Source organism: Ideonella sp. BN130291 (assembly GCF_036231905.1).
Taxonomy (GTDB): Bacteria; Pseudomonadota; Gammaproteobacteria; order Burkholderiales; family Burkholderiaceae_C; genus CAMLIZ01.
Map to the genome: position 1 here is coordinate 255,684 of NZ_JAZARE010000001.1, position 16,303 is coordinate 271,986.

20 protein-coding genes are annotated in these 16,303 nt (G+C 69.1%); 10 read left to right on the plus strand and 10 right to left on the minus strand.

Annotated features, from left to right (window positions below; genetic code table 11):
• Positions 1 to 9: 9 nt before the first annotated feature.
• The 5 genes from VPH43_RS01165 to VPH43_RS01185 form a co-directional block, all read right to left on the minus strand.
• A complete protein-coding gene (locus tag VPH43_RS01165) occupies positions 10 to 2,025 on the minus strand; it encodes a TonB-dependent receptor (protein WP_328575812.1) in 2,016 nt (671 codons plus the stop codon).
• A gap of 116 nt (positions 2,026 to 2,141) precedes the next feature.
• On the minus strand, positions 2,142 to 2,591 hold the full coding sequence (locus tag VPH43_RS01170) for a hypothetical protein (RefSeq protein WP_328575813.1): 450 nt from the start codon (positions 2,589 to 2,591) through the stop codon (positions 2,142 to 2,144).
• A gap of 77 nt (positions 2,592 to 2,668) precedes the next feature.
• A complete protein-coding gene (locus VPH43_RS01175) occupies positions 2,669 to 3,109 on the minus strand; it encodes a GNAT family N-acetyltransferase (protein ID WP_328575814.1) in 441 nt (146 codons plus the stop codon).
• A 29-nt stretch (positions 3,110 to 3,138) separates the two neighbouring features.
• The gene (locus VPH43_RS01180) at positions 3,139 to 4,086 is read right to left on the minus strand and encodes a response regulator transcription factor (RefSeq protein ID WP_328575815.1); all 948 of its coding nucleotides are present in this window, start codon (positions 4,084 to 4,086) and stop codon (positions 3,139 to 3,141) included.
• Positions 4,083 to 7,544, minus strand: a complete 3,462-nt coding sequence (locus VPH43_RS01185; protein WP_442909190.1) for a hybrid sensor histidine kinase/response regulator — start codon at positions 7,542 to 7,544, stop codon at positions 4,083 to 4,085. The genes VPH43_RS01180 and VPH43_RS01185 overlap by 4 nt, the downstream gene beginning before the upstream one ends.
• Positions 7,545 to 7,733: 189 nt before the next feature.
• On the opposite strand from VPH43_RS01185, the gene ureA reads away from it, so the two are divergent.
• From ureA to ureC, 4 genes are read left to right on the plus strand one after another with little or no spacing between them, the layout of a single operon-like run.
• Positions 7,734 to 8,036 carry an urease subunit gamma gene (gene ureA, locus VPH43_RS01190; protein ID WP_328575816.1) on the plus strand — a complete coding sequence of 101 codons (303 nt, stop codon included), beginning with the start codon at positions 7,734 to 7,736 and terminating at the stop codon, positions 8,034 to 8,036.
• 13 nt (positions 8,037 to 8,049) lie between these two features.
• Positions 8,050 to 8,217 (plus strand): hypothetical protein, encoded by a 168-nt coding sequence (locus VPH43_RS01195; RefSeq protein ID WP_328575817.1) that lies wholly within the window; start codon positions 8,050 to 8,052, stop codon positions 8,215 to 8,217.
• 10 nt (positions 8,218 to 8,227) lie between these two features.
• A complete protein-coding gene (locus tag VPH43_RS01200; RefSeq protein WP_328575818.1) occupies positions 8,228 to 8,533 on the plus strand; it encodes an urease subunit beta in 306 nt (101 codons plus the stop codon).
• The gene (ureC, locus tag VPH43_RS01205) at positions 8,533 to 10,260 is read left to right on the plus strand and encodes an urease subunit alpha (RefSeq protein ID WP_328575819.1); all 1,728 of its coding nucleotides are present in this window, start codon (positions 8,533 to 8,535) and stop codon (positions 10,258 to 10,260) included. The genes VPH43_RS01200 and ureC overlap by 1 nt, the downstream gene beginning before the upstream one ends.
• 8 nt (positions 10,261 to 10,268) lie before the next feature.
• Here the strand turns inward: ureC and VPH43_RS01210 are convergent, their stop codons facing one another.
• Both VPH43_RS01210 and VPH43_RS01215 read right to left on the minus strand, forming a co-directional pair.
• Entirely contained in the window at positions 10,269 to 10,667 is a 399-nt protein-coding gene (locus tag VPH43_RS01210; RefSeq protein ID WP_328575820.1) for a type II toxin-antitoxin system death-on-curing family toxin, read from the minus strand.
• Positions 10,664 to 10,888, minus strand: a complete 225-nt coding sequence (locus VPH43_RS01215) for an AbrB/MazE/SpoVT family DNA-binding domain-containing protein (RefSeq protein WP_328575821.1) — start codon at positions 10,886 to 10,888, stop codon at positions 10,664 to 10,666. The genes VPH43_RS01210 and VPH43_RS01215 overlap by 4 nt, the downstream gene beginning before the upstream one ends.
• A 63-nt stretch (positions 10,889 to 10,951) precedes the next feature.
• Here VPH43_RS01215 and ureE point away from each other — a divergent pair, with 63 nt between their 5' ends.
• Genes ureE through ureG form a run of 4 tightly spaced genes read left to right on the plus strand, consistent with a single transcriptional unit; the run spans position 10,952 to position 13,486 of the window.
• Complete coding sequence (gene ureE / locus VPH43_RS01220; RefSeq protein WP_328575822.1) at positions 10,952 to 11,614, plus strand: urease accessory protein UreE; 663 nt, start codon at positions 10,952 to 10,954, stop codon at positions 11,612 to 11,614.
• Entirely contained in the window at positions 11,595 to 12,299 is a 705-nt protein-coding gene (locus VPH43_RS01225; RefSeq protein WP_328575823.1) for an urease accessory protein UreF, read from the plus strand. Before ureE ends, VPH43_RS01225 begins: the two co-directional genes overlap by 20 nt.
• A gap of 6 nt (positions 12,300 to 12,305) precedes the next feature.
• On the plus strand, positions 12,306 to 12,839 hold the full coding sequence (locus VPH43_RS01230) for a class IV adenylate cyclase (protein ID WP_328575824.1): 534 nt from the start codon (positions 12,306 to 12,308) through the stop codon (positions 12,837 to 12,839).
• The gene (ureG, locus tag VPH43_RS01235; RefSeq protein ID WP_328575825.1) at positions 12,836 to 13,486 is read left to right on the plus strand and encodes an urease accessory protein UreG; all 651 of its coding nucleotides are present in this window, start codon (positions 12,836 to 12,838) and stop codon (positions 13,484 to 13,486) included. The genes VPH43_RS01230 and ureG overlap by 4 nt, the downstream gene beginning before the upstream one ends.
• A gap of 2 nt (positions 13,487 to 13,488) precedes the next feature.
• Here the strand turns inward: ureG and VPH43_RS01240 are convergent, their stop codons facing one another.
• From VPH43_RS01240 to VPH43_RS01250, 3 genes are all read right to left on the minus strand, one after another.
• On the minus strand, positions 13,489 to 13,716 hold the full coding sequence (locus tag VPH43_RS01240; RefSeq protein ID WP_328575826.1) for a (2Fe-2S)-binding protein: 228 nt from the start codon (positions 13,714 to 13,716) through the stop codon (positions 13,489 to 13,491).
• 101 nt (positions 13,717 to 13,817) lie between these two features.
• Positions 13,818 to 14,288 carry a bacterioferritin gene (gene bfr, locus VPH43_RS01245; RefSeq protein ID WP_328575827.1) on the minus strand — a complete coding sequence of 157 codons (471 nt, stop codon included), beginning with the start codon at positions 14,286 to 14,288 and terminating at the stop codon, positions 13,818 to 13,820.
• 107 nt (positions 14,289 to 14,395) lie between these two features.
• Entirely contained in the window at positions 14,396 to 14,881 is a 486-nt protein-coding gene (locus tag VPH43_RS01250) for a YqaA family protein (RefSeq protein WP_328575828.1), read from the minus strand.
• Between the two features lie 129 nt (positions 14,882 to 15,010).
• On the opposite strand from VPH43_RS01250, the gene dusB reads away from it, so the two are divergent.
• Together dusB and VPH43_RS01260 are read left to right on the plus strand one after the other, a co-directional pair.
• Positions 15,011 to 16,051: a tRNA dihydrouridine synthase DusB gene (dusB, locus tag VPH43_RS01255; RefSeq protein WP_328575829.1), complete on the plus strand. Its 1,041-nt coding sequence runs from the start codon at positions 15,011 to 15,013 to the stop codon at positions 16,049 to 16,051.
• Positions 16,052 to 16,058: 7 nt separating this feature from the next.
• On the plus strand, positions 16,059 to 16,295 hold the full coding sequence (locus VPH43_RS01260; protein ID WP_328575830.1) for a Fis family transcriptional regulator: 237 nt from the start codon (positions 16,059 to 16,061) through the stop codon (positions 16,293 to 16,295).
• The last annotated feature ends 8 nt before the right edge of the window (positions 16,296 to 16,303 follow it).

The following is a 16,303-nucleotide window of genomic DNA, read 5'->3' on the forward strand; positions in this document are numbered from 1 at the left end:
CTCCTTGGCTCAGAAACGCAATTGCAGCGTCACACGGAGTGTGCGCGGCTCCGCAGGATGCACGTGGCGGTCGAGCACGGCGGCCGCTTCGGTGGGCAGGCGCGATTCGTACAGGTACTCGATGTCGTTGACCTGGCGGTCCAGCAGGTTGAACACATCGACGCTCAGCTCGGCATCGCGGGTCAGCTTGCGGCTCACGCGCAGATTCGTCAGCAACGAGGCAGCCGCGCGCTGGCTATCGTCTTCCACCAGCGGGCGCGGGCCCAGGTAGCGCCACTGCAGGCTGGCCGACCAGGCGCCCATGTCGCGCAGCGTGATGGCCGCGGAGGCCACACGCTCCACCGCGCCGGGAATGCGGTCGCCGTCCGGGCTGCTGTCGGAAAAGCGCGCACGCGTCCACGCGAGGTCCGCATCCACCAGCAGCCAGGGCACGGGGACGTAGCGGTTGTTCCATTCGATGCCGCGGCGCCGGCTGGGGCGGTTGGCCTCGGTGGTGCCGGCATCGCCCACGTACACCAGCTCGGAGCGGCTGCGCAGCTCCCACAGTGCCAGCGAGCTCTGCAGGCCGCGCAGCGCCTCGGTGCGCGCGCCCAGCTCCCAGCCGGTGCTCGCCACCAGGCCGGGCACGGGTGTCACCGGCGCCTGCGTCTTCGGGTCCACCGTGCTGGTGGTGCCGCGCGCGTCGTTGCTGTGGAAACCACGGCCGGCGTTGATGAAGAACTCGGTGTGCTGCCAGGGTCCCAGCACCACTGACAGCTTGGGCGACACCTGGGTGTCCGCGCTGCGGCCGCTGTTGGCCGGCAGCGAGCTGTCCACGGCGAACCGGAAGGTGTCGGCCCGCACCCCAGCCACCGTGCGCAGCCAGGGCGTCCAGGCGAGGCTGTTCTCGGCATACAGCGCGAGCGAGGTTTCGCGCACCGCATCGTCGCGCGTGGTGCCCACCCGCTGCCGCGCCACCGTGTCGAACAGGCCGACGCGGATGCGGTCATGGCGCAGCTGCACGCCCAGCTCGCTGCGCGAGGGCCGGCCGAGCAGCTCCTGGCCCCAGTCGCGTGCGGCATTCAGGCCGAACACCGAGCGGCTGTCGCGTTGCTCGAACTGGTCACCCCCGGCCCGCTCCAGCGCATAGGTGAAGTTGGAGAACAGGTCGAGCCGGTAGCGCATGGCATAGGCGCTGATGCGCAGGCCATCGTCGCCCTGGCGCCGGTGCCATTCGCCGGCCAAGCTGGCGCGCGAGGTGCTGCCACCGTCGCTGGTGTCGATGGCATCGAAGCGGCCGAGGGTGCCGGCATCGATCGCGCGCTGCGGCACCTGGTCGGTGGCGTCCCAGCGCGCGCCATGACCCATGAGCGACGCACTCCAGCCACGCTCCCGGTCGCCCTGCGACAGGATCAGCGCGCCGCTGGCCTTCTTCAGGTGTTCCGGCAGGGTCCAGGGGCCGTCGTTGTGCATCAGCTCCAGCGCACCGAGCAGCTGGGTGTCACCGGCCACCGGCGTGGAGCCGGCGCCCACCAGGCGCTGGTAGCCGCGTTCACCCAAGGTGAGCTGCGCGAGCGGCTGCGCCAGGCTGCGCCGATAGCGGATGTCGGCTGAGCCCGCGGCGGCAAAGTCGCCGCTGCGCGAGAGGTACGGGCCCTTGCGGTATTCGATGCGGTCCACCAGCTCGGGGATCAGGAAGTTCAGGTCCGTGTAGCCCTGCCCGTGGCCATGCGTGGGCATGTTCACCGGCATGCCGTCGATCGAGGTGGCGAAGTCGGTGCCGTGGTCGAGGTTGAAACCGCGCAGGAAGTACTGGTTGGCCTTGCCGTCGCCGGAGTGCTGGGTGACGATGACACCGGGCACGAACTCCAGCAGCTCGCCGGGTCGCAGGGCCGGCCGGCTCTTGAGCAGCTCGGCGCGGATCACGCCCTGGGAGGCCGCGTCGGTGCTGCCCACCGCATTGTCGTAATGGCCTTCGATGACCACACGGTCGGGGTCGCCTTGCGCCATGGCACAAGGGCACAGCAGCACGAAGGCGCTGGCCATGAGAGGGAAACGCAGGTTCACGGTGAACTTTGGCAGCAGCCACCCGCGCGCCGCAGCGCCGAGGGCACAGGAAGAGGACAGCCCGCACGCGGGCAGCGACGGCGCGAGGCGCGCGCTCAGCGCCGCGGCGGACGGCGCAGCGGCCGCAGGCTGCGGCTTGCCATGAACCAGCCGGGCGCCGGGCGCCAGACATGCCGTGCGCCCGCCGACGGCGGTACAGCGGTCACCCATCCACTGCTCAGGAAGGCCAGCGCCAGCAGCCCCGCCGTGGCGTCGATGCCGGCATCTGGCTCCGGCTCGCCAGGCACGGCGGTGGCGTGAGCCTGCGCGTGATGGTGTCGCTGCCACTCGTCATGGCGGTGCGCCGGCTCCGTCGTCTTGGCCTGCAGGCGCCACGCAATGCTGGCCGGCTGAGCGGGCACCGCTGCATGCCGATGCAAGGCACCCTGGAGCAGGCGCGCGTGCACAGCAGCCCCACCCTGCACCAGCACGATCAACGCCAGCCAGCCGGCCAGCAAGCGGGCCAGGGAGAGCAGCGTCGGGTTGGAGTGCGGGCGGGTCAACATCGGCAGGGGTGCCAGTATGGCGCCCGGTGATCTACGCAGGCAGCGGCCCGGCGGATGCACGCCCGCCAGCGGCCCTCTCACCGCCGCAGGATCATCTCGCCAAGGTACGGTTCGAAGCCGAACGACCGGTACATCGGTTCCGCTTCATCCGAGGCAGCCAGGTTGAACACCCGGATGCCGCGTGCATCGCATTGCGCCATCACCTGGCCGACCAGCGCCCTGGACAAGCCCTGCCGGCGCCAGGCCGGCTCGGTGAACACGTTCGCCACCCGGGCGCGAAGGCCGGTGGCCTCACCCCGCGTGGGGCCCCAGTCGAGCAGCACCGCGCCGGCGCCGGCCACCACCTGGCCCGCGGCCTCGCCGACGAAGCCGACATAGCTGCCCCGTTCAATGCGGGGTGCCAGCCAGGCTGCATAGTTGTCGATGTCGTCCTGCGGCTCGCCGCGGAAGTAGCGGTGTCGGGCGATGCTGAGCGCATCGTGCGGCCGGGCTGCACGCAGCGTGCATGAAGCAGTCATGGGGTCATTCTGCCGAAGGCTTTGCGCCCTCAGCCGCCGCCCAGCTGCCGCACCCGGCCCATCGCCAGCCCGGCGGCAGCGGTGCGTGTCTCCACGCCCAGCTTCTCGAACACATGCTCCAGGTGCTTGTTCACCGTGCGCGGGCTCATGCCGAGGATCTCGGCGATGTCGCGGTTGGTCTTGCCCTTGACCACCCAGTACAGCACCTCCGCCTCGCGCAGCGTGAGCCGGAAGGTGGCGGCGATGCCCTGCACGGTGGCGGCGTCGGAGGTTTCGCGCATCACCACCAGCCACTCGTCGTCGCCGGTGTCCTCGTGCAGGGTGAACTGCAGGCGGCGCGGGCCGTGTGCCATGGCGTGCTGCTGCGGCGCCTGGCCGGCGCGGCGCGCGGCGGCCTGGGCGCGCGCCCAGTCGGCCACGGTGGGCGGCAGCTGGTGTTCATGGTCCGCGCCGAGGTAGCTGTGCAGCAGCTTGCGCGCCAGGGGTGTCTGCCACAGCAGACGGGCGTCGGCCAGGCGCAGCGTGAAGGCCGCGTGGCCGAAGGCATCCAGCGCATTGCGCGCCTGCGCGCCCTGGCGCGCCTGGCGCATGTGCACCGCCATGCGGGCCAGCACCTCGGCGGCGCGGATCGGCTTGGTCACGTAGTCCACGCCGCCGGCTTCGAAGGCGCGCACCACGTGTTCGGTCTCGGTCAGGCCGGTCATGAACACGATCGGAATGTGCGCGGTCTCCGGCGCGGCCTTGAGGCGGCGCGCCACCTCGAAGCCGTCCATGCCCGGCATCACGGCGTCCAGCAGCACGATGTCGGGCAGCGCCTGGGCGCAGCGTTGCAAGGCCGCCTCACCATGCGTGGCCACCAGCACGGTGTAGCCCGATTCGTCCAGCGCGTCGTGCAGCACGGCCAGGTTGTCGGGCACGTCGTCCACGATCAGCACCAGGTCGCCGGCCGTGCGGTCGATGGTGGTGGGTGCGTTCATGCGGCGGCCTTCAGCAGCTGGGCGATCGCATCGAACTGGAACTCGCGCGCCAGCGCCCGCACCCGCTGCGCGAAGGCGGCGCAGCCCGGGTCCGCCGCTTCGATGCGCTCCAGCGCCTGCACCACGCCACGGTAGTAGCCCAGGTTTACCGACTCGGCCAAGGCCTGCAGCTGTGCTGGCGCCGGCCAGTGCAGTGCGGCCGGCTCGGGCGCCAGGGCGGGCTGCATGGCGGGCGCCTCCAGCCACTGCAGTGCCAGGCGCCGGCCCAGCCAGTCCAGCAGCTCCGCCAGGCGCAGCGGCTTGACGATGAAGTCCTGCGGCGTGATGCCCGCATCGTTGTCCAGCCCCTTGTCGAAGGCATTGGCCGACACCACCGCCACCGGCGCGTCGCTCAAGGCTTCGCGGCGCAGGCGGCGTATCGTTTCCCAGCCGTCGATGCCCGGCATGGCCAGGTCCATCAGGATCGCGTCGGGGCGCAGCCCCTCGCGCAGCAGGCCCAGCGCCGCCTCGCCATGCGCGGCCTGCACCACCTGGAAACCCAAGGGCGCCAGGCGTTGGGCCAGCAGGCCGCGGTCCACCTCCTCGTTGTCCACCACCAGCACGCTGCGGCGCGCGCCGGCATAGCCGGTGCGGCTGGCACGCGGCAGGGCCTGCGTGGCCAGCGCGGCATTCACCTCCGGCAGGAAGAGCCGGATGCTGAAGGTGGTGCCCGCGCCGGGTGTGCTCTTGACCGTCATCTCGCCACCCATCAGGTCGGTGAGCATCTTGCTGATGGTCAGGCCCAGGCCGGTGCCCGGGCTGCCGCTGTCAGCCGAGCCGCGCGCAAAGGGCTCGAACACGCGGGCGATCTCCTCGGCCGCCATGCCCGGCCCGGTGTCCTCGATCTCGAAGCGCGCCATCTCGCGTGCATGGCTCACGCGGAAGGTGACCTGCCCCGTGCGCGTGAACTTGACCGCATTGCCCAGCACGTTGATGAGGATCTGGCGCAGGCGCTGTTCGTCCGCCCGCACCGCCAGCGGAATATGGCCGTCCAGGCGCGCCGCGAAGCCAATGCCCTTGGCCCGGGCCTGCAGCTCGAACAGGTGCACCAGCTGCAGCAAGGTGGCCTGGAAAGGCATGGGCTTGACCTCCAGCCGCAGCTTGCCGCCCTCGATGCGTGCGATGTCCAGCGTGCCTTCGATCAGCGACAGCAGGTGGTCGCCGCCGCGCCGGATCACGCTGACCGCCTGCTTGCGGTGCGGCGGCACGCTCTCGTCCTCGTCCAGCAGCTGCGCATAACCGAGGATGCTGTTCAGCGGCGTGCGCAGCTCATGGCTCACCGCGGAGATGTAGCGTGTCTTCGCCTGGTTGGCCTGGTCGGCCTGGCGCTTGGCCTGCTGCAGCTGCTCGTCGGTGCGGCGGTGCGAGTCGATCTCCTGCATCAGCAGGTGCGTCTGGCGGTTCGATTCCTCCTGCGCGACCTGGCGGCTCTTGTGCGTGAGCACCAGCCACCAGGCCAGCACGCCGGCCACCAGCAGCACGCCCGCATACAGCTTCAGGAAGGTCCACTTCAACGCGCCGGCCGCCGCCACGGCGGCAGGGCCGAGCAGGCGCAGCTCGTGCTGGTACACCCCCCAGAACAGCAGCGCCGACAGCGGCACCAGCGCGCACATCACGAGCAGGTACTGCCCCAGGCCGGTGGACAGGTAGGGCTGCACCCTGCGCGGCAGCAGCCGGGCCAGCAGCGCGTTCCACTGTGCCGACAGGCGCGCCTGCGGCTTGCAGAGGTCGTCGCAGCGCGCGTCCAGCGAACAGCACAGCGAGCAGATGCTGCCCTGGTAGGCGGGGCAGTGCGCCATGTCGTCGCCTTCGTACTCGCGCTCGCAGATCACGCAGCGGTGCAGCAGGCGCCCGCCGCTGTCGTTGGCCAGCAGCAGCGAGGGCTGGCGCGCGATGTAGTAGCGGCCGCGCGTGATCCAGGCGATCAGCGGCGCGGTGACCAGCGCCGTCGCCAGCGCGATGAGCGCGGAGAAGGCCTGCGCGCCAGGGCCCATGACGCCGAGGTGCGCGCACACCGACAGCGCCGAGGCGATGCCCATCGCGCCCACGCCCACCGGGTTGATGTCGTACAGGTGCGCCCGCTTGAACTCGATGCCCGCAGGCGACAGCCCCAGCGGCTTGTTGATCACCAGGTCGGCCACCACGGCGGCCATCCAGGCGATGGCAATGTTCGCGTACAGGCCCAGCACGCGGCCCAGCGCCTGGAACACGTCCAGCTCCATCAGCATCAGCGCGATCAGCGTGTTGAAGGCCACCCACACCACCCGGCCCGGGTGGCTGTGGGTGAGGCGCGCGAAGAAGTTGCTCCAGGCCAGCGAGCCGGCATAGGCGTTGGTGACGTTGATCTTCAGCTGCGACACCACCACGAACAGCGCCGTGGCCGCCACCGCCCAGCCCACGCGCGGGAACACGGTCTCGTAGGCTGCCAGGTACATCTGGTTCGGGTCCACCGCGCGGTCGGTGGGCACCATGTGGCTGATGGCCAGGTAGGCCAGCAGCATGCCGCCCAGCATCTTGAGCACGCCGGGCAAAAGCCAGCCAGGCCCGCCGATCAACAGCGCGGTCCACCAGCGCGCCTTGTTGGCGGCGGTGCGCTCGGGCATGAACCGCAGGTAGTCGGCCTGCTCGCCCATCTGGGTGATCAGCGCCACGCCCACGGTGACCGCGGCGCCGAAGTGATGCAGGTCGAAGGCGGCGGCACTGCCGGCCTCCCCGCCGTAGTGCACCAGGCCATGCAGGATGCCGGGGTTCCTGTTGAACACGTACACATACGGCAGCACCAGCAGCACGATCCACAGCGGCTGCGTCCACACCTGCAGGCGGCTGATCATCGTGACACCGTGGGTCACCAGCGGCACCACCGCCAGGGCGCACAGCAGGTAGCCCCATGCGGGCGGGATGTCGAACGCCAGCTCCAGCGCATAGGCCATGATGGCCGCCTCGAGCGCGAAGAAGATGAACGTGAACGACGCGTAGATCAGCGAGGTGATGGTCGAGCCGATGTAGCCGAAGCCGGCGCCGCGGGTGAGCAGGTCCATGTCCACGCCATGGCGGGCGGCGTACACGCTGATGGGCAGGCCGGCGGCGAAGATGATCAGCCCGGTCGCGAGGATGGCCCAGAAGGCGTTGAGGAAGCCATGCTCCACCAGCAAGGTGGCGCCCACCGCCTCCAGCACCAGGAAGGACGCCGCGCCGAACGCGGTGTTGGCCACCCGCAGCTCGGACCACTTGCGAAAGGCGCGCGGCGTGAAGCGCAGCGCATAGTCCTCCAGCGTCTCGCGGCCCACCCAGGCGTTGTAGTCGCGCCGCACCTTCATCACGCGCTGCACCGGCGCTTGCGCTTCGGCCGGCGGCGTGGCGCTGCCGACGGCCGCCGGTGCGGCGGCGGTGGTGCAGGAGGCGCAGTCGTGCGGGCACATGGCAGAGCGTTCGCGGTGCAGCTTCCATGCCATCGGCGGCCGGGTGTCCCCCAAGTTGGTGCGCGTAGACTGCCCCGTGGCACCTTTCTTGCACCCAAGCGCCACCAATGAAGCAACCCCCACGCTCACTTCGTTCGCTGCCCCCCGAGGGGGCGCGTCAGCGCCTTCGGGCGGCCGGGCGGCGCTGACATGGAACTCACGCCTCGCGAAAAGGACAAGCTGCTGGTCTTCACCGCCGCCCTGCTGGCCGAGCGGCGCAAGGCCCGCGGCCTGAAGCTCAACTATCCGGAGGCGGTGGCGCTGATCAGCGCGGCCATCATGGAAGGCGCCCGCGACGGCAAGTCGGTGGCCGAGCTGATGAGCGAAGGCAAGCAGGTGCTGGCCCGCGGCGACGTGATGGACGGCGTGGCCGAGATGATCCCGGAGATCCAGGTCGAAGCCAGTTTTCCCGACGGCACCAAGCTGGTGACCGTGCACCAACCCATTGCATGAGCGGAGCACCAAGATGAGGAATGTGCTGGTGGCGATCGGTTCGGCCATGAGTGCGGCCACTGCCCTGGCCCACGAGGGCCATGGCATCGACGGGCCGCACTGGCATGCCACGGATGCGTTGGGGTTTGTGGTGGTGGGCGTGGTCGCCGCCGGCCTGGCCTGGTGGATGCGCCGCAAATGAGGAGCGTGCGATGACGCCCGGCGAACTGCTGGTCGATGGCCCCGACCATGTGCTGAACCCGGGCCGCCGCTGCACCACGCTGGTGGTGCAGAACAGCGGCGACCGGCCGATCCAGGTGGGCTCGCACTACCACTTTGCCGAGACCAATGCCGCGTTGCGTTTCGACCGCGAAGCGGCGCGCGGCATGCGCTTGAACATCGCCTCGGGCACCGCGGTGCGCTTCGAGCCCGGGCAGCAGCGCACGGTGCAACTGGTGGACTACGCGGGCGACCGTCAGGTGTGGGGCTTCCGCGGCCTCGTTCAGGGCAGCCTCTGATGGCCACGTTGGGACGGCGCGCGTACGCCGAGATGTTCGGCCCCACGGTCGGCGACCGCTTGCGCCTGGCCGACACCGACCTGCTGATCGAGGTGGAGCGTGACCTCACGCTGGCCGCGGGGGGCTATGGCGAGGAGGTGAAGTTCGGCGGCGGCAAGACCATCCGCGACGGCATGGGGCAAAGCCAGCGCATCAACGGGCCTGGCCTGCATGAGGCGGTGGACTGCGTGATCACCAATGCGCTCATCGTGGACCACTGGGGCATCGTGAAGGCCGACATCGGCCTGCGCGCCGGCCGCATTGCAAGGATCGGCAAGGCCGGCAATCCGGATGTGCAACCCGGCGTGGACATCGTCATCGGCCCGGGCACCGAGGTGATCGCGGCCGAAGGCATGATCGTCACCGCCGGCGGCATCGACAGCCACATCCACTTCATCTGCCCGCAGCAGATCGAAGAGGCGCTGATGAGCGGCGTGACCACCATGCTGGGCGGCGGCACCGGCCCGGCCACCGGCACCTTTGCCACCACCTGCACGCCGGGGCCGGACAACATCGCGCGCATGCTGCAGGCGGCCGATGCCTTCCCGATGAACATCGGCTTCCTCGGCAAGGGCAACGCCAGCCGGCCGGAGGCGCTGCGTCAGCAGATCGAGGCCGGCGCCATCGGCCTGAAGCTGCATGAGGACTGGGGCACCACGCCGTCGGCGATCGACTGCTGCCTGGGCGTGGCGGAGGACACCGACACCCAGGTGTCCATCCACAGCGACACGCTCAATGAATCGGGCTTCGTGGAAGACACGGTGGCGGCCACCAAGGGCCGCACGCTGTGCGCCTTCCACACCGAGGGCGCGGGTGGCGGCCATGCGCCGGACATCATGAAGGTGGTGGGCGAAAAGAACTTCCTGCCCTCCTCCACCAACCCCACGATGCCCTACACCGTGAACACGGTGGACGAGCACCTGGACATGCTGATGGTGTGCCACCACCTCGATGCCAGCATCGCCGAGGACCTGGCCTTCGCCGAAAGCCGCATCCGGCGCGAGACCATCGCCGCCGAGGACGTGCTGCACGACCTGGGCGCGATCAGCATGTTCAGCTCCGACAGCCAGGCCATGGGCCGCGTGGGCGAGGTGATCATCCGCACCTGGCAGACCGCGCACAAGATGAAGCAGCAGCGCGGCTCGCTGCCCGGGGACAGCGAGCGCCACGACAACACGCGGGTGAAGCGCTACGTGGCCAAGTACACGATCAACCCGGCGCGCGCCAACGGCATCGCACACGAGGTAGGCAGCGTGGAAGAAGGCAAGTGGGCCGACCTGGTGCTGTGGAAGCCCGCCTTCTTCGGCGTGAAGCCGGCGCTCATCCTGAAGGGCGGCTTCATCGCCGCAGCCGCCATGGGCGACCCCAACGCCAGCATCCCGACGCCGCAGCCGGTGCACTACCGCCCCATGTTCGGCAGCTACGGCGGTGCGCTGGCGCGCGGCTCGCTCACCTTCGTGTCACAGGCAGCGCTGGCCAACGGTGCCGCCGAAAGCTACGGCCTGCACAAGCGGCTGGCGGCAGTGAAAGGCTGCCGTACCGTGACCAAGGCCGACATGGTGCACAACGCCTACCTGCCGGTGATGGAGATCGACGCGCAGACCTACAGCGTCCGCGCGGACGGGCAACTGCTCACCTGCGAGCCCGCCAAGGTGCTGCCGATGGCGCAGCGGTATTTCCTGTTTTGACCGTGACGTCAAGTGCCAGCGTGCGCGCGGAGCCAATCGGCGAACGCATCCTCAGTGAGCTCGCCGCCGGCAAGCTTCAGCATCGTCAGGACGCAGTCCGCATCCGACGCGGCCAGCGAGGCGCCGTTGAGCTCGAGAAAGAGTTCCACCGCCACGAAGGCCGTTCGCTTGTTGCCATCGACGAATGGATGGTTGCGAGCAATGCCGAATCCATAGGCAGCGGCCAAGGCAGCCACGTCGGGATTCCCGTAGTTCGCCAAATGACGAGGCTTCGCAAGCGCAGACTCCAGCAGGCCCTCGTCTCTTGTTCCACCCGCTCCCCCGTGCTCGGACAGCTGCTCGTCGTGGACCGCCCTGATCACCGCCGCATCAATCCAGATCCAACCGTCGTTCGTAGGGAGCCTCACTTCGCCAGCTCGCGAAGCACGTCACGGCGCTTCTTCATGATCCGCCGTGCCGCAGACATCTGCCGCTCGAATTCTGGGCTGTAGGGAGTGAGACGTACTCCATCCACCGCCTCGGTCATGTACACCGTGTCGCCCTTTTCGAGCTTCAATCGGGCGAGCACCTCCTTGGGCAAGATCACTCCCACCGAATTGCCGATCTGGGTGAGTTTCAGGGCAGTCATCACGATCTCCGTTATAACGATCGTTATACTAATCCATCCTGTTTCACCGGACAAGGCGATCCCGTGCTAACCATCAACAAACTCCTTCCCGGCGGCCACGGCCTGAGCACGGTGCTGCTCAAGCGCGCCGCCACCGTTGAACTGGACTGGGACGTGCGCCAGAAAAGCCGCTTCGACGCGACCGACAGCCAGGGGCGCCCGCTCGGCGTGTTCCTGCCGCGTGGCAGCGTGGTGCGCGGTGGTGACGTGCTGGTGGCCGAGGACGGCTCGCTGATCCGGGTGACGGCGGCCGACCAGCCGGTGCTGGTGGTGCGCCACTGCCCCGACCACGGCAGCGCCTTCGACCTGCTGCGCGCGGCCTATCACCTGGGCAACCGGCATGTGGCGCTGGAGCTGCGGCCGGACCACCTCAAGCTGGAGCCGGACCATGTGCTGGCCGACCTGCTGCGGCAGATGCACCTGATCGTGAGCGAGGCGCAGGCGCCCTTCGAGCCGGAGGCGGGGGCCTATGCGGCCGGCGGCCATGCGGCCCACATGCATGGACACGAGCACAGCCACCACCCCGATCACGATCACGGTCACGGCCATCACGCGCCGCCCGCGTCCGCATCCTCTCCCGCACGCGGCCGGCCGATCGGCGTGGCGGTCACCGCCGCACCCGCCCCGGCCCATGTGCACGGCCCCGGCTGCGGCCACGACCACGGGCATGGCGACCGCCCACATTGAGCCGCTGCAGCCGGCCTCCCTGCTGCAGCTGATCTGGCTCGCCTCGCCGGCGCTGCCGGTGGGGGGCTTCAGCTATTCGGAAGGCCTGGAGCCGGCGGTCGAATCCGGCCACGTGAGCGATGAATCCAGTGCCGCCACCTGGCTGGCGGATCAACTGCACCTCAGCATGGCGCGGTCGGAGCTGCCCGTGCTGGCAGCCGCCTTCCGCGCCTGGCAACAAGGCGACCCGCAGCGCCTGAGCGCCCTCAACGACTGGGTGCGCCAGACCCGCGAATCCAGCGAGCTGCTGCAGCAGACGGAGCAGATGGGGCGCTCGCTGCTGGACTGGCTGCGCCACCGCGATGCCGCCGATGCGCGCCTGGCGGTGCTGGCAGCCTTGCGACCCGCGCCCACCTGGCCCGTGGCCTTTGCGCTGGCCACGCTGCAGACCGGCGCCCCGCTCGCCGCCTCCCTCAACGCCTTTGCCTTCGGCTGGGCGGAAAACATGGTGCAGGCCGCGATCAAGGCAGTGCCGCTGGGCCAGGCCGCCGGCCAGCGCATCCTTCAGCAGCTGAGCCACGCCATTCCCGCGGTGGTGGAAGGCGCGCTCGCCCTGGACGACACGCAGCGCCAGGCCTTCGCGCCGATGCTCGCCATCCTGAGCGCGCAGCACGAGACGCAATACTCGCGCCTCTTCCGTTCCTGAACCGCCATGGCCCGCAACACCGAGATCAAGGCCCGCGTGGACGACCCCGCAACGCTGGAGGCGCGTGCCCGCGCCATCGCCGGTCGCGGCCCCGAGCTGCTGCTGCAGGACGACACCTTCTTCCACTGCGCCCACGGCCGGCTCAAGCTGCGCGAGTTCGGCGATGGCAGCGCCGAGCTGATCGCCTACGAGCGCCCGGATGCCACCGGGCCCAAGACCTCCCGCTACATCGTCACCCCGGTGCCGGAGCCGGCCGCCATGCGCGAGGCGCTGGTGCGCAGCAACGGGCTGCGCGGCCGCGTGCGCAAGCAGCGCACCTTGTACCTGGTGGGCGCCACGCGCGTGCACCTGGACCATGTCGAGGGCCTGGGCCACTTCATGGAGCTGGAAGTCGTGTTGCGCCCGGACCAGCACGAGGAAGAAGGGCTGGCGATCGCCCGCTCGCTGATGCAGCAGCTGGGCATTCCCGCGTCCGCCCTGGTGGCCGGCGCCTACATCGACCTGATCGAACAAACACCACAGCCCGAGGGGCATCCATGACCCTGCATTCGATTCCCGGCCGCACCAAGAAACTGCCGCCCCTGCGCGTTGGCGTCGGCGGCCCGGTGGGCTCCGGCAAGACGACCTTGGTCGAGATGCTCTGCAAGACCATGCGCGAGCGCTGGGACCTGGTGGTCGTCACCAACGACATCTACACGAAGGAAGACCAGCGCCTGCTCACCGTGGCCGGTGCGCTGGAGCCGGAGCGCATCGTCGGCGTGGAAACCGGCGGCTGCCCGCACACCGCGATACGGGAGGATGCGTCCATCAACCTGGAAGCGGTGGACCGCATGCTGGAGAAGTTTCCTGACGCGGACATCGTGTTCATCGAGTCCGGCGGGGACAACCTGGCCGCCACCTTCAGCCCCGAGCTGAGCGACCTGACGATCTACGTGATCGACGTCGCGGCCGGGGAGAAGATCCCGCGCAAGGGCGGGCCCGGCATCACCAAGAGCGACCTCTTCGTGATCAACAAGACGGACCTCGCGCCCTACGTGGGTGCCAGCCTGGAGGTGATGGCCGCGGACACCGAACGCATGCGGCGCCAGCGGCCCTATGTGATGACCAACCTGAAGACGCGCGAAGGCCTGGCGGAGGTGGTCTCGTTCATCGAGACCAAGGGGCTGCTGGTGCCCGCTGGCCGCTGAGCTCAGGCCGTCGCGAACGCGCTGGCGGTGAGCTCGCGTTCGCGCTGCGGGCGATGCACCGTGATGGTGGCGCAGGCCTGCTCGAACACACCGCGGGCGCACTCCTCGCAGCAACCGCAGTTGCGCGCGATGCAGGTTTCATCCTGCAGCGTCTCGAAATCCGGCACGCCGTCCTTCACCGCCTGGGTGATGTCACGGTCGGAAATGCGATGGCAGAGGCAGACGATCATCGTGTACAGCAAGGCCGGACCCCCCGGCTGCTGCACAGTCTAGCCTAAACGAGAATGCTTCTCAGTTGATTTCCACCCCGCGCTTGGGGGAAATCAACTCCTCACTCTTCCATTTGCGATTGCAGGTAGTTCTGCACACCCACCGCGTCGACAAGGCCGAGCTGGGTCTCGAGGTGGTCGATGTGCTCCTCGGTGTCCTTGAGGATGTCCTCCAGCAGGTCGCGGGTGACATAGTCGCGCACCGCTTCGCAGTGGGTGATGCCGTCACGCACGGTCTGCTGGGCCGCGCTTTCCAAGGTGAGGTCGCAGCGCAGCAGCTCCACCACGTTTTCGCCGATCAGCAGCTTGCCCAAATCCTGCAGGTTGGGCAGGCCGTCGAGCATGAGGATGCGCTCGATCAGCCGGTCGGCGTGTTTCATCTCGTCGATGGACTCTTCGTACTCCTTCTTCGCCAGCCGCTCGAAGCCCCAGTGCTTGAGCATGCGGTAGTGCAGGAAGTACTGGTTCACGGCGGTGAGTTCGTTCTTCAGCTGCGCGTTCAGGAACTGCAGGACCTGGGGATCGCCTTTCATGCGCTTTCTCCTTGTGTTTGTGGGTTGCGGGCGATTGTGCTGCGACAAAGCGCCCGCGCCTGAAAACCCCGCGGCGCCGCAGTGAGTGCGAACGCTTCGCGACCGCATTACGGTCTGAACACCCCCGGCCACAACCACAAGGCGCCTGCCGTCATCGTGAGGTAGCGGCCGAACTTGCCCACCGCCATGAAGGCGACGCAGGGCCAGAACGGCAGCCGCAGCCAGCCCGCCACTGCGCACAGCGGGTCGCCCACCAGCGGCAGCCAGCTCAGCAGGCAGGCCTTGGCACCAAAACGTTCCAGCATGCGCAAGGCCCGATGCTCGTGCGGCTTGTGGTGGGTGACACGTTCGTAGGTGCGTTCGGCGCCATAACCCATCCACCAGGAGATGGCACCTCCGAGCGTGTTGCCGGCGGTGGCCACCAGCACGGCCGGCCAGAACAGCGACGGATTGAGCTTGACCAGGCCGAACACCGCCGGTTCCGAGCCCAGGGGCAGCAGCGTGGCCGACACCATGGACACCAGGAACACCGTGCTGAGGCCGAACTCGGGCAGCGCCAGGGCCGCCAGCCATGTGTGCATCCAGGCTTCCATGGCGGCCGATTATGGGTGGCGCACCGGGTGCGCGGCGGTGGCTGCCATGGCGCGGCGCAGCATGGGCGCGCCCACCCCGGCCGCTATACTCCTGCCTCCTTTTTCAGCACTCCCCTTCTCCCTCTTCCCATGCGCATCGGCCGGATCGAGCTGCCGAATCACCTGTTCGTCGCCCCCATGGCGGGTGTGACGGACCGGCCGTTCCGCCAGCTGTGCAAGCGCCTGGGCGCAGGTTATGCGGTGAGCGAGATGGTCACCTCGCGCAAGGAGCTGTGGAACTCGCTGAAGACCTCGCGCCGCGCCAACCATGAGGGCGAGACCGCGCCGATCGCCGTGCAGATCGCCGGCACCGACGCGGCCATGATGGCCGAGGCCGCGGCCTACAACATCGACCGCGGCGCGCAGATCATCGACATCAACATGGGCTGCCCGGCCAAGAAGGTGTGCAACAAGTGGGCCGGCTCCGCGCTGATGCAGGATGAGCCGCTGGCGCTGGCCATCGTCGAGGCGGTGGTGGCGGCCTGCGAGCCGCACGGCGTGCCGGTGACCTTGAAGATGCGCACCGGCTGGTGCGAGAGCGAACGCAACGCGGTGCGCATCGCCCGCGCGGCACAAAGCGCCGGCGTGGCCATGGTCACGGTGCATGGCCGCACGCGCGAACAGGGCTACAAGGGCGAGGCCGAATACGCCACCATCGCGGCGGTGAAGGCCGCCCTGTCCATCCCCGTGGTGGCCAACGGCGACATCGACTCGCCGCAGAAGGCCCGCGAGGTGCTGGCTTTCACGAAGGCCGATGCGCTGATGATCGGCCGCGCGGCGCAGGGCCGGCCCTGGATCTTCCGCGAGATCGCGCACTTCCTGGCCACCGGCGAAACATTGCCGCCGCCTGAAGTGCGGCAGGCCAAGCAGTGGCTGGTGGAACACCTGCACGACCACTACGGCCTGTACGGCGAGCAGGCCGGCGTGCGCACCGCGCGCAAGCACATCGGCTGGGCGGTGCGTTCGCTGCCGGGCGGCGAAGCCTTTCGCGCCCGCATGAACCTGCTCGAGCGCTGCGAGGACCAGGTGCTCGCGCTCAGCGACTGGTTCGATCGCCTGGCCGACACCCATCACCGGCTGCCCGCCACCAGCGGCGCGGCCAACGACGACACCATGGCGCTGCAAGCATGAACCGACCATGAGCAAGAAGCACATCGAGGACTGCATCCGCGACAGCCTGGAAACCTATTTCAAGGACCTGCGCGGTGCCGAGCCGCATTCGGTGCACGAAATGATCATGGCGGCGGTGGAAAAACCGCTGCTGGACGTGGTGATGCAGCATGCCGAGGGCAACCAGTCGCGTGCGGCCGAGTGGCTGGGCATCAACCGCAACACGCTGCGGCGCAAGCTGCTCGAACACAAACTCGTGAAGTGACTTCTCCC